General features: G+C 68.2%; 20 protein-coding genes. 9 read left to right on the forward strand and 11 right to left on the reverse strand.

The features are described 5' to 3' along the window. Positions 1–69: 69 nt before the first annotated feature. Both NG1_RS09455 and NG1_RS09460 read left to right on the forward strand, forming a co-directional pair. On the forward strand, positions 70–885 hold the full coding sequence (locus NG1_RS09455; protein ID WP_157113940.1) for a hypothetical protein: 816 nt from the start codon (positions 70–72) through the stop codon (positions 883–885). A gap of 205 nt (positions 886–1,090) precedes the next feature. After that, positions 1,091–1,264 carry a CsbD family protein gene (locus tag NG1_RS09460; protein ID WP_040865702.1) on the forward strand — a complete coding sequence of 58 codons (174 nt, stop codon included), beginning with the start codon at positions 1,091–1,093 and terminating at the stop codon, positions 1,262–1,264. A 99-nt stretch (positions 1,265–1,363) separates the two neighbouring features. On the opposite strand, the gene NG1_RS09465 is transcribed toward NG1_RS09460, so the two are convergent. Next, entirely contained in the window at positions 1,364–3,469 is a 2,106-nt protein-coding gene (locus NG1_RS09465) for an MMPL family transporter (RefSeq protein ID WP_063910303.1), read from the reverse strand. 86 nt (positions 3,470–3,555) lie between these two features. On the opposite strand from NG1_RS09465, the gene NG1_RS09470 reads away from it, so the two are divergent. Then, complete coding sequence (locus NG1_RS09470; protein WP_062969789.1) at positions 3,556–4,050, forward strand: MarR family winged helix-turn-helix transcriptional regulator; 495 nt, start codon at positions 3,556–3,558, stop codon at positions 4,048–4,050. Between the two features lie 16 nt (positions 4,051–4,066). Here NG1_RS09470 and NG1_RS09475 read toward each other — a convergent pair whose 3' ends face one another. The 4 genes from NG1_RS09475 to NG1_RS09490 form a co-directional block, all read right to left on the reverse strand. Next, on the reverse strand, positions 4,067–4,876 hold the full coding sequence (locus tag NG1_RS09475; protein WP_062969678.1) for an RNA polymerase sigma factor SigF: 810 nt from the start codon (positions 4,874–4,876) through the stop codon (positions 4,067–4,069). Then, positions 4,869–5,306, reverse strand: a complete 438-nt coding sequence (locus NG1_RS09480) for an ATP-binding protein (protein ID WP_062969679.1) — start codon at positions 5,304–5,306, stop codon at positions 4,869–4,871. The genes NG1_RS09475 and NG1_RS09480 overlap by 8 nt, the downstream gene beginning before the upstream one ends. A 225-nt stretch (positions 5,307–5,531) precedes the next feature. Then, positions 5,532–6,023: a DUF4254 domain-containing protein gene (locus NG1_RS09485; protein ID WP_062969680.1), complete on the reverse strand. Its 492-nt coding sequence runs from the start codon at positions 6,021–6,023 to the stop codon at positions 5,532–5,534. A gap of 109 nt (positions 6,024–6,132) precedes the next feature. Further along, positions 6,133–6,558, reverse strand: coding sequence for a VOC family protein (locus tag NG1_RS09490; RefSeq protein ID WP_062969790.1), 426 nt, complete (start codon positions 6,556–6,558; stop codon positions 6,133–6,135). A 138-nt stretch (positions 6,559–6,696) separates the two neighbouring features. Here NG1_RS09490 and NG1_RS38180 point away from each other — a divergent pair, with 138 nt between their 5' ends. The 4 genes from NG1_RS38180 to NG1_RS09505 all read left to right on the forward strand — a co-directional run bounded on the left by NG1_RS38180 (position 6,697) and on the right by NG1_RS09505 (position 11,768). Next, positions 6,697–7,239 carry a type 1 glutamine amidotransferase family protein gene (locus NG1_RS38180; protein ID WP_245659848.1) on the forward strand — a complete coding sequence of 181 codons (543 nt, stop codon included), beginning with the start codon at positions 6,697–6,699 and terminating at the stop codon, positions 7,237–7,239. Next, complete coding sequence (locus NG1_RS38185; RefSeq protein ID WP_245659849.1) at positions 7,218–7,670, forward strand: helix-turn-helix domain-containing protein; 453 nt, start codon at positions 7,218–7,220, stop codon at positions 7,668–7,670. The genes NG1_RS38180 and NG1_RS38185 overlap by 22 nt, the downstream gene beginning before the upstream one ends. Before the next feature lie 136 nt (positions 7,671–7,806). Beyond that, positions 7,807–9,681, forward strand: a complete 1,875-nt coding sequence (locus NG1_RS09500) for a potassium transporter Kup (protein ID WP_439956406.1) — start codon at positions 7,807–7,809, stop codon at positions 9,679–9,681. Positions 9,682–9,911: 230 nt separating this feature from the next. Beyond that, a complete protein-coding gene (locus NG1_RS09505; protein WP_062969682.1) occupies positions 9,912–11,768 on the forward strand; it encodes a DNA/RNA non-specific endonuclease in 1,857 nt (618 codons plus the stop codon). 26 nt (positions 11,769–11,794) lie between these two features. On the opposite strand, the gene NG1_RS09510 is transcribed toward NG1_RS09505, so the two are convergent. The 3 genes from NG1_RS09510 to NG1_RS09520 form a co-directional block, all read right to left on the reverse strand. Beyond that, positions 11,795–12,253 carry an SRPBCC family protein gene (locus NG1_RS09510; RefSeq protein ID WP_062969683.1) on the reverse strand — a complete coding sequence of 153 codons (459 nt, stop codon included), beginning with the start codon at positions 12,251–12,253 and terminating at the stop codon, positions 11,795–11,797. Positions 12,254–12,691: 438 nt separating this feature from the next. After that, a complete protein-coding gene (locus NG1_RS09515) occupies positions 12,692–13,918 on the reverse strand; it encodes a cytochrome P450 (RefSeq protein WP_062969684.1) in 1,227 nt (408 codons plus the stop codon). Positions 13,919–13,958: 40 nt separating this feature from the next. Then, positions 13,959–14,159, reverse strand: a complete 201-nt coding sequence (locus NG1_RS09520) for a ferredoxin (protein WP_062969685.1) — start codon at positions 14,157–14,159, stop codon at positions 13,959–13,961. 253 nt (positions 14,160–14,412) lie between these two features. Between NG1_RS09520 and NG1_RS09525 the strand changes: the two genes are divergently transcribed. After that, positions 14,413–17,574 carry an ATP-binding protein gene (locus NG1_RS09525; RefSeq protein WP_210750239.1) on the forward strand — a complete coding sequence of 1,054 codons (3,162 nt, stop codon included), beginning with the start codon at positions 14,413–14,415 and terminating at the stop codon, positions 17,572–17,574. Positions 17,575–17,703: 129 nt separating this feature from the next. Here the strand turns inward: NG1_RS09525 and NG1_RS09530 are convergent, their stop codons facing one another. From NG1_RS09530 to NG1_RS09540, 3 genes are all read right to left on the reverse strand, one after another. Beyond that, positions 17,704–18,348, reverse strand: coding sequence for a DUF4097 family beta strand repeat-containing protein (locus tag NG1_RS09530; protein ID WP_062969687.1), 645 nt, complete (start codon positions 18,346–18,348; stop codon positions 17,704–17,706). 108 nt (positions 18,349–18,456) lie between these two features. After that, positions 18,457–19,218 carry an ABC transporter permease gene (locus NG1_RS09535; RefSeq protein ID WP_062969688.1) on the reverse strand — a complete coding sequence of 254 codons (762 nt, stop codon included), beginning with the start codon at positions 19,216–19,218 and terminating at the stop codon, positions 18,457–18,459. After that, positions 19,215–20,159 (reverse strand): ATP-binding cassette domain-containing protein, encoded by a 945-nt coding sequence (locus NG1_RS09540; protein ID WP_062969689.1) that lies wholly within the window; start codon positions 20,157–20,159, stop codon positions 19,215–19,217. Before NG1_RS09540 ends, NG1_RS09535 begins: the two co-directional genes overlap by 4 nt. 300 nt (positions 20,160–20,459) lie before the next feature. Here NG1_RS09540 and NG1_RS09545 point away from each other — a divergent pair, with 300 nt between their 5' ends. Then, a complete protein-coding gene (locus NG1_RS09545; RefSeq protein WP_062969690.1) occupies positions 20,460–21,266 on the forward strand; it encodes an LLM class flavin-dependent oxidoreductase in 807 nt (268 codons plus the stop codon). Positions 21,267–21,340 lie beyond the last annotated feature (74 nt).

The raw sequence follows: 21,340 nt of genomic DNA on the forward strand, positions 1-21,340 counted from the left end.
CCGTAAGGCTTTCTGAATCGAACTAGAAAGGTAGGTATATGTCCTCTTCAGAATGAGGTGGGTAAGTCCATGGGCATAGCAGTACCCGAAACTCCAGCACACCCCTTCTTACGCCGCGCCGCCACGCTGGTCGTCGCGGGCGCCATCCCGTTGTCCGTGGTCGGCGCGGCGACCGCCACCGCCGATCCGCTGCTGCCGGAGATCTCCGTCCAGCTCCCGTTCGCTCCGGCGCCCGCCGTCGGCGTCATCACCCCGGTGGCCGATCCCGCGGACCCGGGAGCTCTTCCCCCCGAAGCCGTTCCGCCCGCGCCCCCGGTTTCGGCGGGCCGCAACGACCTGAGCGTCAACCGGCCGATGCCGGATCCGAACGTGCTCGCCCCGATAGTCCCGCAGCGGCTGCACCTGCCCAACCCCGCCGCCCCGGCACCCTCGGTCGCGCCGATCGAGGCGCCTCCCGGCACCCTGCGCGTCGGTTCGGTGGTGATCGGCAGGCCGGACTTCCTGACTCCCGAGCAGGGCAAGATGTTCAACGACGCGATCGCGGGCCCGGAAGCCGGCATCGCGCAGACATTGGACTCGGCTGGCTTCGAGCCGTCGCGCTCCGACGCCATCGCCGCCGACATCCTCGGTTCCACCGCCATCGGCGCCTCGGTGGGCAGCATGGTGGCCTCGCCGGTCGCCTCGATCGGCGCGGTCATCGGCGCCGTCTGCGGCGCCATCGCGGGCCTGCCGATGTTCCCGACCGGGACGGTAGCCGTCATGGCGTTCGGCGCCGCCATCGGTTACGGGTTCGTCGCGTCCCCGGCCATCGCCGTCGGCGCGGCTGTCGGCGCGGGTGTCGGTGTGCTCCAGGGGCTCCTCACGCCGCCCACGGTGCCCGCCTAGTAATTCGCTTTCCGACGTGCTCCGCGGCCGGAGAACGCCGCGTGGCCTCGTCGTTTCGATACGCCCGAATTTCGTGAAGACCCGGTTTCGACCGGGTCTTCCGCTTTGCGCGGAAAGGCCGGACGTTTGGCTTCTCGATAACGGGCTATCGCGAAGAAGACCGGCTGAAGATGGTCGGCCGGTCTCTTCACAAGGAGGTTGTGACATGAGCACAGTCGACAAGGCGAAGAACAAGGCCGATAAAGTCGCTGGTCAGGCCAAAGAGAAGGTCGGCGAGGCGACGGGCGACCGGGGGAAGCGCGACGAAGGCCGCACCGACAAGGTCAAGTCGGACCTGAAGGACGCAGGCGAGAAGGTCAAGGACGCCTTCAAGCACTGACCACCGTCGAACGGCGCCGCGGGAGGTGGTCCCCGGCGCCGCGCATGGTCGGAGCGATGACAGAGATACGCCTTCCCGAGCGGATGGCCGCACGAGCGGTCATCCGCTTTTCTCTGTGACTTCCCCGCCCTGCGCCGATTCGGCGGCGGCCTCCCCCTCGACGAGTCGCAGCTCGCTCGGCCACCAGAGCTTGCGTCCGATCAGGCTGAACAGCGCCGGGATCACCACCGTGCGCACGACGAAGGTGTCGAGCAGGATGCCCAGGCCCACCACGATGCCGACCTGGGTCAGGGTGATCAGCGGGAGCACGCCGAGCACGCAGAACACCGCGGCCAGCACGATGCCCGCACTGGTGATCACCGCGCCGGTGACCGCCACCGCCCGCACCATGCCGCGCGTGGTGCCGTACCGCGGCGTCTCCTCGCGCGCCCTGGACACCAGGAAGATCGTGTAGTCGACGCCGAGGGCGACCAGGAACAGGAACGCGAACAGCGGCACGCTGATATCCAGCGCCGGGAATCCGAAGACGTGCTCGCTCATCCAGCTGCCCAGCCCCAGCGCGGCCAGCGCGCTCAGCACGGTGACGGCGACCAGCAGCAGCGCGGCGGGCACCGCGCGCAGCAGCGCGAGCAGCACCACGAGCACGACGACGAGGATGAGCGGGATGACCACCTTGCGGTCCCGGCTCGCGGCGGTCTGCACGTCCAGCGCCTGGGCGTCGGTGCCGCCGACCATCGCGTCGGCTCCGGGCACCCGCGCGACCGACGCGCGCAGCGCCTCGATCGTGTCGAAGGCGCGCGCGGAAGACGGTGGCGCGTCGATCACCACCGACCACCGGGTCAGTCCGGTCGGCGAGGTTCCCGTCTGCGAGGTCAGCACCACGCCATCGGTGCGGCGCAACGCCTCATCGATCCCCGCCGCCGCATCGCTGCGCGCGAGGACGATCGCGGGATCGGAAGCCCCGGAGGGGAAATGCCGCGCGAGGGCGTCGAAGCCCTCCACCGACTCCGCGCGGACCCGGAACTGCTCGGTCTGCGAGAGTCCCACCCGCGTCGACAGCAATCCGGTCGTGCAGACCGCGAGCACCACGATCGCACCGCCCGCGACCAGCGCGGGCCTGCGCACCACCCGCGCGGCGATCGCGTGCCAGACGCCCTCCTCCGCCGTGTCGCGGTCGTCTGCCTGCGGCACGAAGGGCCAGAACACCTTGCGCCCGCACAACGCGAGCGCGGCGGGCAGCGCGAGCAGGACGAACACCACCGCCACCAGCAATCCGAGCGCGGCCATCACACCGAGACTGCGTGTGCTCGGCACCGAGGCGAGCAGCAGCACGAGCAGCGCGGCGACCACCGTCACGTTGCTGGCCAGGACCGCGGGTCCGGCGCGCCGCACCGCCTGCCGCAGCGCCGCGCGGTGGTCGGATTCCCGGTGCAGTTCGTCGCGATAGCGCGATACCAGCAACAGCGCGTAGTTGGTGCCCGCGCCGAACACCAGCACGCTCGTCACGCCGGAGGTCGACCCGTCGAAGGTCAGGTCGGTCAGGCGCGCCAGCGCGGTTCCCGCGCCGGTGGCCACCCGGTCGGCCGCGCCGACCACCGCGAGCGGCACCAGCCACAGCACGGGTGAGCGATACGTCGCGATCAGCAGCACCGCGACGACCACCGCGGTCACCGCCAGCAGCGTGACGTTGGCGCCGGAGAACGAGTCGGCGATGTCGGCACCGAAGGCCGGACCACCGGTGACCTGGAGAACGAGCCCGTCGGGCAAGCCGTCCCGCGCGGCGGAACGGATTTCGTCGATGCGGTCGGTCAGCGCGAATCCGTTCAGGTCGGCGTTCACCGGAACCTGCCCGATCGCCGCCTTCCGGTCCGGCGCGGCGAGGAGGTCGCCCGGACCGGGCGGGCGTCCCGCCGCGCGGGAAACCGCCGCGGCGGTGGCGTTCCGGTCGTCGTCGGTCAGCTCGCCGTCGTCGGCACGGGTGACGACGACGATGGCGGCGGCCGTCCCGGCGTCCGGGAACTCCTCCAGCGCCTGTTCGACGTGCGCCGATTCCGCCGAGGACGGTAGCGCGGTCGGAGCCTGCCCGGCGGACTCGTTCTCACCCACCGCACCGATCAGGCCTACCGAGGCGGCGGCGAGCACCACCAGCAGCACCCACGAGGTCCGGGCGGTCACCACCGACGCATAGCGATCCCAAGCGCTCACACCGCAACTCTCTCAGAAACTGAAATATTAAGCAATCGAGACATCGACTGAACTACGCTGACCCCCGTGTGGAAAAGGATGCGCCGTTGACCCCTGAGCCGAACGCGGACCGGCCGGACCGTGATGGATTGGAAGCCGGCATCGCCGCCGACATCCGCGCTCTCACCGCGATCTCCGAGCAGATCGGCCAGGTCTTCGCGCGTACACACCAACTGCGCGCCAACGACTTTCGCGCGCTGATGCACGTCGCGACCGCCGAGATCGAGGGCGCGCCGCTCACCGCGGGCGGGCTCGGCAAGCTGATGGGAATCTCCTCATCGGCGGTGACCTACCTGGTCGAGCGCATGATCGACTCCGGTCACCTGCGCCGCGCCGCCGACCCGACCGACCGCAGGCGGGTCATCCTGCACTACGACGAGCACGGCATGGATGTGGCCCGCGGGTTCTTCACCCCGCTCGGGCGGCAGACCCGCGCCGCGATGGCCGAACTGCCCGAGGCGGACCTGGCCGGTGCGCATCGCGTCCTGGTCGCCGTGGTCCAGGCGATGCGCGAGTACCACGACGAGCTGACCGGCGACTGAACGCCGCGCGCGTGCGTCAGTCCCGCAGAGCCTGCTCGCGCAGCGATTTCAACGTCTTCGACAGAATCCGCGAGACCTGCATCTGCGAACAGCCGATCCGCTGGGCGATCTGCTCCTGGGACATCGAGTCGAAGAAGCGCATCACCAGCACCTGCTTCTCGCGCTCCGGCAACGCGGCCAGCAGCGGCTTCACCGCCAGGTAGTTCTCCACGGTGCCGAAATCCGGGTCCTCGGCGCCGAGCGAGTCCAGCAGCGAGGGGCCGCCGGATTCCGAATCGTCGGTGTCGGAGGCGGCATCGATCGAAGAGGTCTGGTAGGCGTTGCGGGCGATGAGCGCCTGGGTCACCTCGTTCAGGTCGGCGCCCAGTTCCTCGGCGATCTCCCGCGCCCGCGGCATCCGGCCCAGCCGCTGCGACAGGATCTCCACCGTGGGACCGATGGTGGACTGGATCTCCTTGAGCCGACGCGGCACTCGCACCGACCAGGCGTAGTCGCGGAAATGCCTGCGCACTTCGCCCATGATCGTCGGCACCGCGAACGACAGGAAGGTCGCGCCGTGTCCCGGATCGAAGCGGTCGACGGCGGCGAGCATGCCCACCCGGGCGATTTGCAGCAGGTCCTCGAAGCTCTCGCCGCGCCCGCTGAACTTGCGGGCGATGTGTTCGGCCAGCGGCAGGCAGCGCTCGATCAGCTCGGCGCGCACGGCCTCCCGGCGCGGATCGTCCGGGGCCAGCGCGGCCAGTTCGGCGAAGAGCGGCTCGATATTGTCGTAGCTGTCTCCCCGGGATTTGCGCTTGGCACCGGCCGGATTCGACTCGCTACGCATTATTCGAGCCGCCGCGGACCCAACGGAAGTCGACGACAGTCGGGTAGCCGCCCGCGGCGGAGTCGTGTGCGCCTCGGGTGGCCGAGACCGAATCCGTCAGCGTCGCGACGATGTGCCAGCCGAAGCCGGACTCGTCCGGGCTGGTGTCCGACACCGTGACGGTGGACACGCGCACCTCCACCGCGTCGTCCTCGAAGCCGAATCCGCACTCGAGCTCCGCCCCGTCCACGGCGTCCAGCACCAGCGCGCTGGCCACCTCGTCGAGGGCCAGCCGGATATCGGTCACCTCATCGATGCCGAAATCGGCCATGAGCATGACGGTCTCGGCCAAGGCACGCAGCATCGCCAGCTGTTCGGAGACCGCGGGCACCCGCACGCTGATCGTGCCGGTCCGCGTAGTAGCGGGAGGAGTCCCCTCACCCTTGCTCATGCACCGCTCCCAGAAAGTCGCGCCGTCCGTCGGAGCGCTCAGCCTACGCCCTCTCGTCCACTCGCTTCGATCGGCCACGGTACAACACGTGGGTCCTCGCCCGCGGCGACAGGTCACGACGGCCCGCGCCGCGTCCCCACCACCGTCGACAATGCGGATGACCTGCACTTTCCACGGGGTGGCCTCCGCCTCCTCGGGTCCGGTGCTCGATCGTTCCCGCCCGGATCATTCGGTTCCCGGGGCAGGCAACGGCCCTACCCGTTTCGGCGGAAGACGACGACGTCCGTCTCCGACCGCACGCACCAGATCGGTGTAGGAGATCTCCAATTCCGCCAGCCTGGTCCATGCCGCGTGCATGCGCTCGCCACCCGGATCGTCGTTCATCAGCAGATGGAACGCCTCTTCCGCCACGGCGGCCATCCGGTCGATCATCACGCCCAGGCTGACGTCGTGCAGCCGCACACCCGGCGCGGCGGACGGCAGCTGCAACGTCGCCCACGTGTCGATCCGGTCGACCAACTCGGCACGGCGCCGCTCCAGCTCGGCCAGGTCCCGCGCCTGCTCACGCCGCTGCCGGTGCAGTTCGGTCAGCTCGCGTGCCCACCGGCTCACCGGGCCCTGCACGTGCTGACCGCCCAGCGCGCACAGCAGAGCGCTGGGGCTCGGCAACGCCGAACTCTCGGACGGCTTTCGTGGTCGCGCACGCTGGACCAGCATCGGCTACCTCCTCGGCACGACCACACCGATGCCGCGGCCGGTCGTCGAAGCCTTCATCGGGACAGCGTTCATTCCGGAACGGGCATGCCCGCGCTGGGCGCATGCAAACTCACAGTGGCGCAGTGAGTTCGAGATGTATGCCGTCGGGATCGGAGAACGACAGGATAGCGATGCCGAAATCGGCCATTTCCGTGATCTTCCCGTGTTCGATGCCCGCCTCGGACAGGCGCGCGGCCGCGGCCACCAGATCGTCCCGCGCGGGGACGGCGAAGCTGAGGTGGTCCAATCCCACACGCTCGGAATCGAATCGATCCGTCGCGGCGGCCACCGGGCGCAGGCCGAGCAACATCCCGTTGGCCTGGAACACCACCCCGCCGAACAGGCGCATCGGGTCGGCGCGCACCGCAGGATCGTCCGGGCTGCCAGGGGATTCGGCGGCGATCGGGAAGCCGAGCACGTCTCGGTAGAAAGCGCGGGACCGCGCGATATCGGTCACCGTCAACCGGATGTGGTGGGTCCCGGTGGTTTCGATCATGGTCACGCGAACTCCCAAGCGTCGAGGTACTGCGGGCTCGAACGACTCCGCCGGCGGCGAGCCGTCTCGCGATGACAGTAGGACAGAACTTCCGCGGAACGGAGTGTCGTGAACGACATCTTCGGTACCGTTTCCGACATGGACGTCGTTGTCTTCGTGGTGGACGGGGTAGCCGATTTCGGATACGCCGCCTTGCTGGAGACCTTCAACACCGCCAACGCCGTGCGCACCGAACTGGCCGACCCGCCGCAGCCGTGGCGGATCCGCAGCGCGTCGTTCGGCACCACGGTGCGGTCGGGCAACGGCAACACCGTGCCGACGATCCCGCTCGACGAGCTCGGCGACGAATTCGAGCTGATGATCGTGCCCGCGGTCAACGTGCTGGAGGCCGCGGCGCTGATCGAACTCATCTCCGCACCGGCCAGCCGCCCCGTGCTCGACCGGCTCGTCGCCGCACGGGATCGAGGAGCTCATCTGGCCGCCGCCTGCACCGGAACGTTCTTCCTGGCGGAGGCGGGCGTGCTGGACGCTCCGCGGCGACCACGAGCTGGTGGCTCGGCCCCAGCTTCCGGCGCCGTTATCCGCGCGTCGAACTGGACGAGGGCCGGACGCTGTGCCGCGGCCAGGGCGTCACCACCGCGGGCGCGGCGCTGTCGCATATGGACCTGGCGCTGTCGCTGATCGCCTCCAGGAGCCCGGCGCTGGCCGAGCGCGCGATGCGCTATCTCGCGGTCGGCGCGGGACGACCGCAACGCGAGTTCATCGTTCCCGAGGTCATCGCCAGGGGCGATTCCGTCACCGCCGCCTTCGAACGCTGGGTCCGCGAACATCTCGGCGAGAATTTCCGGATCGCCCACGCCGCCCGCGCCATCGGTGTCACCGAACGCAGCCTGCAACGGGCCACGCACGCCGAACTCGGCATGTCCCCCACGGAGTTCGTGCACGACATCCGCCTCGAACGGGCCGTGCACCTGCTGCGCACCACAGCGCTCACGGTGGACGCGGTGGCCGCCAAAGTGGGCTATCTCAACGCCGGAACCCTGCGCGGATTGTTCCGCCGCCGTCGGGGCATGTCGATCTCCGAGATCCGCATGACGCGCGTGTCGTATTGAGTCGAGCGCCGGAAGCGGCCGAGGAACCCGCGCGAGGAGGATCCCCGTGACCGATCAGCAGTTCACGACCACATCCGACGAGGCACGATTCCCGGCGTCCGCCGGGCCGACCGCGCACGACACCGCGCGGCTGAGCGTGGTGATCGCCGCACTGGGCGTGGTATTCGGCGACATCGGGACCAGCCCGATCTACACCATCCAGACCGTGTTCAACCCGCGCGACCCGCATCCGGTGCCCGTCACCACGGACAACGTGTACGGCGTGGTCTCGCTGATCTTCTGGTCGGTGACCATCATCGTCACCGTCACCTACATCCTGCTGGCCCTGCGCGCCGACAACGACGGCGAGGGCGGCATCATGGCGCTGATCACGCTGCTGCGCCGGTGGGGCTCGCAACACGGGCGCCGCCAGACCGCGGTGCTGGCGGCGCTGGGCATCTTCGGTGCTTCGCTGTTCTTCGGCGACAGCATGATCACTCCGGCGATCTCGGTGCTGTCCGCCGTCGAGGGAATCGAGGTCGTGGAGCCGTCGCTGCGGGAGTTCGTCGTGCCGATCACCGCGGTGATCATCGTGACGCTGTTCCTGGTGCAGCGCCGGGGCACCTCGGCGGTGGGCCGGGTGTTCGGACCTGTGATGATCGTGTGGTTCCTGACCATAGGCGCGTGCGGGGTGGCGGGCATCGCCGCTCATCCGCAGATCCTGCGGGCCCTGTCACCGACCTACGCGCTGGGTTTCCTGTTCGGACATTTCGGCACCGCCTTCTTCGCCTTGGCCGCGATCGTCCTCGTGGTGACCGGAGCCGAGGCACTGTTCGCCGACATGGGTCACTTCGGCCGCCGCTCGATAACCCGGGCCTGGTTGATCCTGGTGTTCCCGGCGTGCATTCTCAGCTATTTCGGCCAGGGCGCGTTGATCCTCGGCGATTCCCGCCACGTCAGCAGCCCGTTCTTCCTGCTCATGCCCGCATGGGGCCGGCTGCCGCTGGTGCTGCTGGCCACCGCGGCGACGGTGATCGCCTCCCAGGCGGTGATCACCGGCGCGTACTCGGTGGCTTCCCAAGCCGCCCGGCTCGGCTACCTGCCCCGGCTGCGGATCGCGCACACCTCCGAGGCCACCGTCGGCCAGATCTACGTCCCGTGGATCAACTGGCTGCTGATGGTCTCGGTTCTCACCCTGGTGTTCGCCTTCCGCAGTTCGGCGGCGCTGGCCTACGCGTACGGCATGACGGTGACCGGCACGATCACCATCACCACCCTGCTGTTCTTCTACATCGCCCGCCTCAGATGGAACATCCCGCTGTGGCTGCTCGCCTTGGGCGCCGTCCCCTTGGTGTCGGTGGACCTGCTGTTCGTCGCGGCGAACCTGACCAAGCTCGCGCACGGTGCGTGGCTGCCGCTGCTGATCGCGCTGACCGCGTTCACCGTCATGACCACCTGGCAGCGCGGACGCGAGATCGTCAGCGCCGAACGCGAACGACGGGAAGGGTCGCTGCGCGAATTCATCGATCACCTGCACGCGGGCGACGACCCGTCGATACGCCAGGTCCCCGGCACGGCCGTCTTCCTCAACCGCGGCAAGCGAACCGCGCCGCTGGCCATGCGGGCCAACGCAGAACACAATCATGTACGCCACGCGCACGTCGTGATCATGTCGATCGAGACCGAGCCCGTACCCCGCGTTCCGGCCGATCAGCGGATCAGCGTCGACTCCCTGGGCTACACCGAAGACGGGATCATCCACGTCCGCGCCCGCTTCGGCTACATGGAGGCCCAGGACGTGCCCGGCGCGCTGGCGCTGCTCGACCCCGCCGTCACCGAGGGGCCGTTGCAGCTGGACCAGGCGTCCTACTTCTTGTCGAAGATCGAGCTGCGCGCCGGCTCCGAGCCGACGATGGCCGCGTGGCGCAAACGCCTGTTCATCGCCACCTCCTACATCACCGCCGACGCCGCCGAGCAGTTCGGCCTACCGCGCGAACGCACCGTCATCATGGGCGCGCACATCGAGATATAAGCGCTGCGACTGTCGGCCGTCCGCCACGGCGACAGCTTTGGCCGAACGTCGGTAAAGCCGACAGCGATTTCCGCTGTATCGGTTACCCGAACAAACTTTTACCCAGCATTACGACCGGGCGTTCCGGGTAGTTCGCTACTCGTGTGCTGCGGGCACCGTGACCCGACGATGGCAACAGCCGGTGCGACGACGACGTCGTCACCCCGCTCACCTCGAACCCGGAGTCCCCGATGCCTGCGAAAAAGAACTCACCTTCCCACCGGTCCCACGCCGAAAACGACGATCTGCTCACCGCGCTGCGCACATTCATCCGCAGCAAAGGGGAAAGCTTCCTCGAAGACCCCAATATCTCCTCGATCGGCGTCGGCTACAAGCAAGTCGACGGAAAACCGACGGACGAGATCGCGGTGCAGTTCACGATGAACGAGAAGGTGTCCGAGCCGGAGGAGCTCGAAGCACTCGGCACGTCGACGATTCCGGAGACGGTCACCGTCGACGGGTTCGAGGTGCCCACCGATGTCCTGCAGCGCAAGTTCGAGCCCGCCTTCCGGCTGGTCACCGAAGCGGCGGCGCCGCAGCGCAAGACGCGCCAGGATCCCATCGTTCCGGGCATCAGCGTCGGCCATCCCACCACCACGGCCGGAACGATCGGTTGTGTCGTCTACGACCGAGACGACGGGACGCCGTACGTCCTGAGCAATTGGCACGTCCTGCACACCGCGGCGGGCGCACTCGGCGACGTGGTCGTGCAGCCCGGCCCGCGCGACGACAATCGAATCGACCGCAATCGGCTCGGCAAGCTCGTCAGGTCTCATCTCGGCACGGCGGGCGACTGCGCCGTCGCCGCCATCGAGGACCGGCGGTTCAGCGCCGAGATCACCGGGCTGGACGTCGTTCCGGACCGTCTCGGTGAACCCGAGCTGGGCGACAAGGTGATCAAGAGCGGCCGGACCACGGCGGTCACCCGCGGCATCGTGCGGCGCGTCGACGTGATCGCCCGGATCGATTACCGCGGGGTCGGCCCGAAGAGCATCGGCGGCTTCGAGATCGGACCGGATCCGGCCCATCCCGCGTCCGACGGTGAGATCAGCAGCGGCGGCGACTCCGGGTCGGCGTGGCTGTTCGAATCGGCCGACGGCCAGACCAGCACCGTACTGGCCGGATTACATTTCGCGGGTGAGACGGGCGCCGACACCGACGAGCACGCGCTGGCCTGCCTGCCGCAATCGGTGTTCGAGAAGCTCGGCATCAGCTTGACCCCGCCGCCCGCGGAGGAAGTCGCGGCGGTGGCCGGATACGATCCGCGGTTCCTCGCCTCGCCGATACCGCTGCCCGAGGTGGACGCGCAGCTGCGCCCCGACGTGGCGACCGCCCTCGACGGTGCCGACGTCCTGCACTACACGCACTTCTCCCTCGCGATGCGCCGCTCACGCCGCTTCGCCATCTGGGTGGCCTGGAACATCGACGGCGCCTCGATCAAGAAGCTCTCGCGCAAGAAGATCGACTTCGTCAAGGATCCGCGACTCGACGCGGACGCGCAGGTCGGCAACGAGTTGTACCGCGACAACCGGCTCGATCGCGGCCATCTCGCGCGACGCGCGGATCTGCTGTGGGGCAGCCTGCCCGAAGCGGCGAAAGCCAACAAGGACTCGTTCTTCTACACCAACATCACCCCGCAGATGGACGACTTCAATCAGAGCATGCGCGACGGGGTGTGGGGGCGACTCGAGGATGCCGTCTTCGCCGACGCCACCGTCGACGATCTCAAGGTCAGCGCGTTCGGCGGCCCGGTCTTCACCGCGGACGACCGCGAATTCCGGCAGGTCAAGATTCCCCGCGAGTTCTGGAAGGTCATCGCGTTCGAGGAACACGGTGAACTGAAGGCCCGTGGCTTCCTGTTGAGCCAGAGCCTAGACCAGCTCGAGGTCCTCGACCTCGACGAGTTCCGCGTCTTCCAGGTCCCGTTGAACGAGATCGAGCAACGCGCCGGCTTCCACTTCCCGCAAGCTCTGCGGGACGCGGATCTCCAGTTGGCACCGGAGGAAGTGGAAGCCCCGTTGACCTCGGTCGCGGACATCCAGTGGTGAGCCCGGACCGGTTCGCTACGTGACAGCTACACCGCGCGCGATTGCGGAGGGGCGGCGAATCCCTCCGCGAATTGGATGAAGTTGCGCGCGACGGTTTCGCTCTCCCGGCGCACGCTGCGTTTGAGGAGGAGACCCGGCAACAACAGGGAGGACTGCAACTCGGTGTGATACCAGACCTGCGCTCCCGCACGGTCCTCGGACACTTCGAACCATCCACCGCCGCCGAGGCCGACACAGCTGTCCACGACCTGCCACGACACCCGGTCATCGGTCCACTCGTATTCCAGCACCTGCAGATCGGACCTGCCGAGCAGAGTATCGGCGGTCACGTAAACCCGTTGTGGCCGACCGGATTCGCCGCGGGTGGCCACGCGCGCATCCGAATACGCCGACCATTCGGGGAGCATTTCGATCGCTGCGAGGGCATCGAAGACCTGAGCGGGATCGACAGCGACGTCGAAATATATATCCGTTTTAACGCGCATAACTCCTCCACCCCCTGTTCCGACCCGGCCGATTCTGCCCGGGACGGTTCGCATCCGTCAATACGTCCGCGGCCCGCAATCATCGGCTATGCGCGAAGGCCGATGTCAGAAGCTCCCCATGGTTGAAAATAAGTAGTTAGCTACTTATGAGCTATTGGGAGCTATAACAGTTACCGGCGAGTATCAAAGTGGGATCCGCCGGTGGCGACGCCGACGCACGGGGGGAAATCCTTACGCGAATTCGCGGTACAACTCCGGCAGGAACTGGGCGAGGTGGTTCATTTCCTGGCCGCAGTGCATCGGATCGGGTGCGTGCGGCCCGCACAGCCTGAGGTCCGCACCCTCATCGAAGCCACCGCGCACACCGTCGAGGCGCGACTGTCTTGACCGGCTCTCGGGGCGGGGATCCTCCGAATCCCCGCCCCGAGGTTCTTCCGTTTACCGGGCCGTTTCCGTCCAGGTGACCGGCAGTTCGTGGACGCCGTAGATATTCATGTCGGTCCGGAGTTTCACTTCGCCTGCGGGGATGGCCAGCTCGAGGGTCGGAAAGCGGCGCAGCAGACCGGCGAAACCGGCGCGCATCTCGATGCGGGCCAATTGCTGGCCCAAGCATTGATGGATGCCGTGGCCGAAGGACAGATGCCCGCGGGCCGTGCGGTGGATGTCCAGGGTGTCGGGGTTGTCGAAGCGCTGGGGGTCGTGGTTGGCGGCCAGCAGCGAGACGACGACGGTCGAGCCCTTGCCGATCGTCTCGCCGCCGAGTTCGATGTCGTCGGTGGCGTAGCGGTAGAAGATGTCGGCGACGGACAGGTAGCGCAGCAATTCCTCGACGGCGCCGGGCACCAGATCCGGGTCGGCGCGCAGTTGCGCCAGCTGTTCGGGGTGCTCCAGGAGCGCGAAGGTGCCCAAGGCCAGCATGTTGGCGGTGGTCTCGTGGCCCGCGAGCAGCAGCAGGAAGGCGACGCCGGTCAGCTCCTCGATGGTGAGGTCGTCGTGGCGAGTGAGATCGGACAGGATGTCCTCGCCGGGTTCGGCGCGTTTGCGGGTGACCAGTCCGGCCAGGTACGTGGTCATCGCACCGTAGGCGGCCATCTTCTCTTCCAGCGGCTGTTCCTTGACCAGGAATTTGGCGGAGTTGACCTGGAAGGTCTCCCGATCGGCGTAGGGGACGCCGAGCAGCTCGCAGATCACCAGCGAGGGCACCGGCAGCGCGAACGCCTCGACCAGGTCGACCGGCGGGGTCAGCCGCGCCATCTCGTCCAGTTGCCGTTCGGTGATCTCGATGATGCGCTCTTCGAGCTGCTTCATGCGTTTGACGGTGAAGGCGCCGGTCAGCTTGCGCCGCAGCCGGGTGTGGTCCGGCGGGTCCATGGCGACGAACAAGCCCGGCACCTGCGGGGACGGTTCGGTAGCGGCGGGCATGCCGGGGGTCTGGTACGGCACGTGGAGAATGCCGATGTCCTGGCGAGAGCTGAACCGGGTGTCGGCCATGAGCCTGCGGACCGCGTCGTAGCCGGTGACGAGCCAGCCCTCGTGACCGTCCGGGAAGATCAAGGGGCAGACCGGGCGGGTCTCGCGCAGCCGGGTGATTTCGCGGGGCGGGTCGAAGGGGCCGGCGTCGCGCTCCATGGGGAGGCCGTTCGGGATGGGAACTGCTCGAGTCATCAGGTTTCCTCTGTTGCGGGTGTTGTGCCGGAGTTGTGGACTAGTCGCCGGAGACAAGGGTGATCGCGCCGGACGGGCACACCTGTGCGGCCTCGCCGACCGCAGATCCCTGGTCGGGCACGGGCGTGCGGTTCAGCAGCACCACCCGACCGTCCTCGGTGTCCTGGTCGAACACTTCGGGGGCGGTCAGTGCGCACATGCCTGCGCTGATGCAGCGCTCGCGGTCCACCCTCAGTTCCACTGGTAACCCCGGGTGAGGGGCAGGGAGCGCATGCCGCCACCTGCAATCGCTGAACTATTCACAGGGATACTGTCGGCGGCCCGGCTGATACCGCCCTGACACCGACCTGACACGTCCGCTGACACGGTGTTCGACGGTCGGGAAAACTGCCGGGTCGTTGACGGTCGATGCCATCGGACCGGTTATCACTCCAGGGACGGGCGGCCCGCCGACTGCCGATCGTCCACGGCAGAATGGGCCGGTGCGAATCGGGATGCTTGGACCGCTCGAGATCCGACTAGACGACGGCGGATCGATCGAGGTGCCGGGCGCTCGGTTGCGGGCCCTGTTGATCGCCCTCGCGCTCGAACCCGGTCGCGTGGTCGCCAAAACAACGCTGGTCGACTGGATCTGGGGTGCACAGCCACCCTCCGACGCCGCGAATGCCTTGCAGGCGCTGGTCTCCCGGCTGCGCAGGGTGCTGCCGGACGGGTTGCTCGACGCGCAGGCGGGCGGCTACCGGCTGACGGTGGAACCCGGCGCTGTCGACGCCGTGCGATTCGAACAGCTTCTCGACCAGGCACGCGGCGGTGCGGACGCGCGGCAGGCCGGGCTGCTGCGCGAGGCCGTCGACCTGTGGCGGGGTGCGCCGATGCAGGACATCGGTATCCAGGACAGCGAAGCATTGGACGCGGTGGTCACCCGGCTCGAGGGGCTGCGCCTGGCCGCCATGGAAGATCTGTACGAAGCGGAGATCCGCCTCGGCCGGGGTCAGGAACTGGTGGCCGAACTGACCGAACTGGTGGCCCGGCACCCGGTGCGGGAACGGCTCGTCGCCGCGCTGATGCGCGCGCTCGGCGCCGCGGGTCGCGGCAACGAGGCACTGGTCGTGTACCAGCAGGCCCGGGAGGCACTCGCCGACGAGTTGGGCGTGGACCCCTCGCCGGAACTCTCCGCACTGCACGTCGCGCTGCTGCGCGGCGAAGTGGGCGCGCGGGAAACCGACCGCAGGACGAACCTGCGGGCCGAGTTGACCAAGTTCGTGGGCAAATACGCCGACGTCGCCGTCGTGCGCGAACTCATCGCCGACCATCGGCTCACCACGTTGACCGGGCCCGGCGGTTCCGGCAAGACCAGGCTGGCCCTGGAAACCGCGCGGACCATGCTCGACGACTTACCGGACGGGGCATGGCTGGTGGAGCTGGCGTCGGTCGGCGCGAGTGGTGACGTGTCGCAGTCGGCGCTAGCCGCGCTCGGGCTGCGAGACGCACTGCTCGGCGGCACACCGAACGCGGAGCCGATGGACCGGCTCGTCGCCGCGATCCGCGAGCGCGAAACGCTGCTGATCCTGGACAACTGTGAGCACGTGATCGAGTCCGCGGCGGCGTTCGCGCACCGGCTGCTCGGCGAGTGTCACCGGCTGCGGATCCTCGCGACGAGCAGAGAACCACTCGGCATCACGGGTGAGGCGATATGGCAGGTCGAGCCGCTGGCGTTGCCCACCGAGAACGCGGGCCCGGACGAGATCGAGTCCTCCCCGGCCGTTCAGCTGTTGCGCGACCGGGCCGGTGCGGTGCGCAAGGATCTCGCGGCCGATGCCCGCGCATTGTCGACCATGGCGCACGTCTGCCGGGCGCTCGACGGAATACCGCTGGCGATCGAATTGGCCGCGGCCAGGCTGCGCACCATGTCCCTCGATCAGCTCGCCGACCGCCTCGACGACCGGTTCCGCCTGCTGACCGGCGGCAGCCGTACCGCGCTTCCGCAGCATCGGACACTGCGCGCGGTGGTCGACTGGAGCTGGGAGCTGCTCACCGACGCCGAACGGATGGTCCTGCGCAGACTCGCGGTGTTCTCCGGCGGCGCGAGCCTGGAAGCGGCCGAGCAGGTTTGCGCGGGCACGGAGGGCGGGCCCGAAGGGCAGGCGGGCGCGAAGAACGTGGTGGTCGAGCAATGGGAGATGCTCGAGCTGCTCACCGCGCTGACCGAGAAATCGCTGCTCACCGCCGGGGACGGCGGACCGCGCTATCGGATGCTCGACACGATCAAGCAGTACGCCCTCGACCGGCTCGTGGAGGCGGGGGAATCGGACGCGGTGCGCCGGGCCCATCTCGCGTACTTCACCGGACTCGCCGACAGCGCGGAGCCGCACCTGCGCCGCGCCGAGCAATTGGAGTGGCTCGCCGCGCTGGAAGCCGAGCACGACAACATCGCCGTCGCGATGCGTGGCGCGCTCGCGGCGGGCGACGCGGCCGAGGCGATGCGGCTCGCGGCGGCCACGGGCTGGTACTGGTGGCTCAGCGGGCACAAGGCCGAAGGCATGGAGCTGATCACCGCGGCCGCCGAGCTGCCCGGCGAAGTGGACGACGAGATCCGCGCCAGGGTGTACGGACTGGTCGTGCACTTCATGAACTCCGGACCGACCGACGAGCACCAAGTGGAGGAATGGATCCGCCAGGCATACCGATTCAGCCGGCGCAGCAAGAGCCGATACCCCCTGCTGGGGTTCGTCGCCGCGATGGAACGCATGTTGCAGGGGCCCGACGCGCTGCTGCCCGCGTTCGAACCGCTGCTCGCCGACGACGATCCCTGGGTGCGGGCGCTGGCCCGGCTCCAACTGGGCAAGGCGCGGATCGCGCTCGGCCAGGAGGGCCGGGAGGCGGACACGTATCTCGAGACGGCGCTCGCCGAGTTCCGGGCCATCGGCGAGCGCTGGGGAATGTCGTTCGCGCTGACCGAACTGGCGAATCGAATCGCCATGCGCGGCGAGTTCGCCGCCGCGTGCGAACACCTCGACCAGGCGATCGCGGTGGTCACCGAAGTCGGCGCGATCGAGGACGTCTTCCTGATGCGGGCCAGGCAGGCTCAGCTGTACTGGCTGCTGGGTGATGCGGAGGCGAGCGCGGCCGCCATCGCCGAGGGGCAGCGGTACGCCGACCGGTCAGCCTGGCAGAACGCACTGGCCGAACTCGCCTTCGCGAAGGCGCAACTGGCCCATTGGAACGGCGACACCGCGCAGGCGCGCCGGGAGATCGACCTCGCGACGACCATGCTGGGCAGCGACGCGGAGCAAGTTTACGTCAAGGCGGTGACACACGACCTGCTCGGTTACCTCGCGGAGGGTCTCGACGAAGCGCGCGAACACCGTGCCGCGGCCTTCCAGGCGGCGTCCGCGGCGGGCTACGCGCCCCTCATCGCCCAAATCCTCGTCGGCGTCGCGGATCTTGCCCTGCGCGACGGCCAGGACGAACAGGCCGTGCGACTGCTCGCGGCGAGTGCCGCAGTACGCGGACTGCCCGATCGTTCTCAACCGGATGTGGCTCGGATCGAGCAGACAGCACGACATCGCCTCGGAGCAGCACGGTTCACCGAGGCGACGAGGGAAGGTGCGCAGGGGAATTGGAGTGATCTGGTCGCGACCACGCTCGCTGGTTGAGCATGGCGGAAAACGGCCGCACCCCGGTGCACGACCCGACATGGAGTCGTGCACCGGGGTGCGGTGTTCACCACGCTGACGTGGGGTGCGGGTGTCCGTGGAGATGACCGGGCTGCTGAGCTGGATGAGCTAGGCGGCGGTGGCGTGCCGGATGATGATGTTGCCGTAGGAGTTACGTGCGTACACCTCCACGGTGTCCTCCTTGCCTTGCGACCGGTCGACCGGTCGCATCAGGTTCTGCACGGCGCCGGAGAGCGCGTTGGCTTCCAGCCGCGCCGCGCTGCCCGGGCTGATACCCACCTCCAGCTCACCCATGGATGTCTCCAACCGGAGCACGCCGCGGGAGGCTTCGCCGATGCGGATGTCGCCTTTGGCGGTTTTCGCGGTCACCGAACCGCCCGGGCGCTCGACGGTGATGTCGCCGGCGGATACCTCCAGGTCGCACTCGCCGAGTTCGCCGGTGCCCTGCAATCGGCCCACAGCGGCCGTGCCCTTCAGCCGGGAGCCGGTCGGTACCTCGATGGTCACCTCGATCGACGGGTTGCCGCCGAACGGGCTGTAGGTCCGCCAGTCTTTCGGCGTCTTCACGGTCAATGCGCCTGCGGTGAAAGCGACCTCGGTCTGCTCGGCGGCGCGCACGTCACCCTTTCTGGACCCATCGGCCGGCCGGACCTCGACGACGGTGTCGGTACGGTCGGAGGCGATCACAGTGACGTTGCCGGAGAGCACGTCGACGGTGACGACGATCGGCTTCGGTGTCTCGAACGTGGGCATGGCTGTCTCCTCGAAATTGTTCGGTATGTGAAATGAATGGCGGACCCGGCCGGTGACGCGCTTTCGGCGCATCGCGGACGCGCCCCGATCAGCGCGGTCAGCCGGCGACTACGCGCGCTTGTTGAACGTGGCCCGCGACCACAGGTATCCGACCAGGGCGAACCCGGCGCACCAGGCGAGCGCGGCCGCCGTGTAGCCGCCGGAAGGATGGCCGCCGAGAAACCCACGCAAGGCTTCGATGATCGGCGTGAAGGGCTGATACCGGGCGAACTGCCGGATACCCTGTCCCATCTGGTCGGCGGGCACGATCGCGCTGCTCACGAACGGCAGCATGATCAGCGGCACCACGGTCATGCCCGCGGATTCCGGAGTCTTCGCGGCCATGCCGAGTGCGACCGTGAGCCAGGAGGCCGCGAACGATGTGGCCGCCATGATGCCGATCGCGCCGAGCCAGTGGAGTGCGGTCGCCGACGACCGGAAGCCCAGCAGGAATGCCACACCGAGGACGGCCGCGATGGCTATCACATTGGTCAGAACGGTGGCCACGACATGGCCGGTCAGTACGGCGCTGCGGGAGACGTCCATGACCTTGAAACGGTTGATGATGCCCTTCGCCATATCGGAACTCACCGATACCGCGGTGCCGGACAACCCGTAACTGATGGCCAGCAGGATCATGCCCGGTGTCGCGTAGTTGATGTACTGTTCGCCGACATCGAACGCGTTGCCGAACACGTACACGAAGATCAGCATCATCACGACCGGCATGAAAGCCGCGTTGAATATGGTGACCGGACTCCGGGCGATGTGCTTGAAGTTGCGACGCAACATGATCGACGAATCGGCCAGCGGTGCGGAAATGGTGCTCATTGTGCGACAGCCTCCGTGGTGGCGTGACCGGTCAGGGAAAGGAAAACGTCGTCGAGGTCGGGGGTGTGGACGGAGACCTCGTCGGCGTCGATCGAGTGTTCGGCGAGCCGGTCCAGCAGGTCCCGCAGTGATTTCGTGCCGCCGTCGCCCGCGACCCGCAAGGTCAGAGCCTCGTCGTCGCGGGTGGCCCCGGGCAGGATCCGCGCCGCCGCGTCGAGCGCCGTGACGTCGGCGAACCGGAGCCGGATGTGGCTGCCGGGCACGCGGCGCTTGAGTTCCTCGGGTGTGCCTTCGCCGACGATGCGGCCCTGGTCGAGCACCGCGATCCGGTCGGCCAGCTGATCGGCTTCCTCGAGGTACTGGGTGGTGAGGAAGATCGTGACACCGCCGTCCGTCAACTCCCGGACGATTTCCCACATGGTGCGACGGCTGCGCGGATCCAGTCCGGTCGTCGGCTCGTCCAGGAAAACGATGGCCGGCTTGGTGACCAGCGTCATCGCCAGGTCCAATTTCCGGCGCATACCCCCGGAGTAGGTCGACGCCTGCTTTCGCGCCGATTCCACCAGATCGAACCGTTCCAGCAATTCGGCGACCACCCGCTTGCCCTCGGCGGCCCGCAGATGATGCAGATCCGCCATCAGCCAGAGGTTCTCCTCCCCCGTCAGCAGATCGTCCACCGCCGCGAACTGACCGGTGACCCCGATCGCCGCGCGCACCGCTTTGGGCTCGGTCGCGATATCGTGCCCGCCCACCCGCGCCGTGCCGCCATCGGCCTTCAGCAGCGTGGTCAGCACGTTCACCGTCGTCGTCTTACCCGCCCCGTTCGGACCGAGCAGCGAGAAAATCGTCCCTGCACCGATATTCAAATCGATGCCGTCGAGGATCGTCTTGTCCCCGTATGCCTTCCGCAGCCCGGAAGCCGCGATCGCTGTGCTGTTCATGTGGACAACTGTCGCCAGGATGGCTGACACGGGCCTGATACCGGCCTGACACGTCCACTGACACGGTGTCAACCCTGGTCACAGCGGGAACGTCGGCCGAGCGGACACCTGTGTACCGCCGTCTTGCGTCAACTCGTCTGGCAAGATCTTCCTGGTCACACGGCTGTCACTCGCGACCGCTCGGTAATGCCGAGTTCGGGGCGTTCGCGGGAGCGTGCACACGATCTCGGCTGCACCGATGAATTTCGGATGGATCCGTCGTCGATTCCTCTGGAGAGACCGAATGACAGGAGTCCGGACATGACGAGACCGTTTCGATTCGGGGTCGTTGCCCCGCTCAGAACCGACCTGCCGACGTGGCGAGATCGCGTGCGCCGCATCGCCGACAGCGGCTACTCGACGCTGCTGGTGCCCGACTTCCCGCTGACGCAACCGGCGCCCGGTCCCATGCTGGCCACCGTCGCGGCCCTGACCGACCTGCGCGTGGGCACGTGGGTGTACGCCTCTCCGCTACGCCCGGCCTGGCTGACGGCGTGGGAAGCGCACTCGCTGTCGCTACTGACCGACGGTCGCTTCGAGATGGGCATCGGCACCGGCAGACCGGGAATCGAGGACGAGCTCCGCGACAAGGGAGTGCCCGCCGTACCGCCGCCGAACGAGCGGCTGGCACAGGTCCGTGAGACCGTCACGAGGCTGCGAGATCTCGACGGCCCCGACCGTCACACGCCCGTGGCGATGGCCGTATACGGTCCGAAGGCTCGGGCGCTGGCGGCCGAGGTAGCGGACACGGTCACCTTCCCGCTGGGGGATCAGCCTCGGGGCGAAGTCGAGCGGCTGGCACGCGACTTCCGCGCCGACGGGGACGTCGAACTCGCGCTCGCCGTGCCGGTCATCGGTGACACTGTCGCGCCGCACATGGCGCCTCCCGACACCGACCCTGCGGCACTTCGCGCGGCAGACGCGGTGACCGTACTTCCGGATGATCCGGCGGCCGCCGCCGAGGAAATCCAGCGGCGACGGGAGGAGATCGGCTTCTCCTACTTCGTCTTCGGCGCAGACTTCGCCGACAGGTTCGCTCCGATCGTCGCCGAGCTGGCCGGACGTTAGTCGGGCGGTGCGGGAGTTGCGGCGGAACCCACCGGTTTCGAGAGCGCTATCCCCGGCCAGAAAGTCCGACGCCC

Origin of the sequence: Nocardia gamkensis NBRC 108242, assembly GCF_001612985.1 — a bacterium.
Lineage (GTDB): Bacteria > Actinomycetota > Actinomycetes > Mycobacteriales > Mycobacteriaceae > Nocardia > Nocardia gamkensis.

Excerpts from the sequence above, each read along its gene's own strand:
- NG1_RS09455 (WP_157113940.1), top strand. The coding sequence starts at position 70 with ATGGGCATAGCAGTACCCGAAACTCCAGCACACCCCTTCTTACGCCGC.
- NG1_RS09460 (WP_040865702.1), top strand. The coding sequence starts at position 1,091 with ATGAGCACAGTCGACAAGGCGAAGAACAAGGCCGATAAAGTCGCTGGT.
- NG1_RS09475 (WP_062969678.1), bottom strand. The coding sequence starts at position 4,876 with ATGCGTAGCGAGTCGAATCCGGCCGGTGCCAAGCGCAAATCCCGGGGA.
- NG1_RS09480 (WP_062969679.1), bottom strand. The coding sequence starts at position 5,306 with ATGAGCAAGGGTGAGGGGACTCCTCCCGCTACTACGCGGACCGGCACG.
- NG1_RS09485 (WP_062969680.1), bottom strand. The coding sequence starts at position 6,023 with ATGCTGGTCCAGCGTGCGCGACCACGAAAGCCGTCCGAGAGTTCGGCG.
- NG1_RS09490 (WP_062969790.1), bottom strand. The coding sequence starts at position 6,558 with ATGATCGAAACCACCGGGACCCACCACATCCGGTTGACGGTGACCGAT.
- NG1_RS38180 (WP_245659848.1), top strand. The coding sequence starts at position 6,697 with ATGGACGTCGTTGTCTTCGTGGTGGACGGGGTAGCCGATTTCGGATAC.
- NG1_RS38185 (WP_245659849.1), top strand. The coding sequence starts at position 7,218 with ATGGACCTGGCGCTGTCGCTGATCGCCTCCAGGAGCCCGGCGCTGGCC.
- NG1_RS09505 (WP_062969682.1), top strand. The coding sequence starts at position 9,912 with ATGCCTGCGAAAAAGAACTCACCTTCCCACCGGTCCCACGCCGAAAAC.
- NG1_RS09510 (WP_062969683.1), bottom strand. The coding sequence starts at position 12,253 with ATGCGCGTTAAAACGGATATATATTTCGACGTCGCTGTCGATCCCGCT.
- NG1_RS09515 (WP_062969684.1), bottom strand. The coding sequence starts at position 13,918 with ATGACTCGAGCAGTTCCCATCCCGAACGGCCTCCCCATGGAGCGCGAC.
- NG1_RS09525 (WP_210750239.1), top strand. The coding sequence starts at position 14,413 with ATGCTTGGACCGCTCGAGATCCGACTAGACGACGGCGGATCGATCGAG.
- NG1_RS09530 (WP_062969687.1), bottom strand. The coding sequence starts at position 18,348 with ATGCCCACGTTCGAGACACCGAAGCCGATCGTCGTCACCGTCGACGTG.
- NG1_RS09535 (WP_062969688.1), bottom strand. The coding sequence starts at position 19,218 with ATGAGCACCATTTCCGCACCGCTGGCCGATTCGTCGATCATGTTGCGT.
- NG1_RS09540 (WP_062969689.1), bottom strand. The coding sequence starts at position 20,159 with ATGAACAGCACAGCGATCGCGGCTTCCGGGCTGCGGAAGGCATACGGG.
- NG1_RS09545 (WP_062969690.1), top strand. The coding sequence starts at position 20,460 with ATGACGAGACCGTTTCGATTCGGGGTCGTTGCCCCGCTCAGAACCGAC.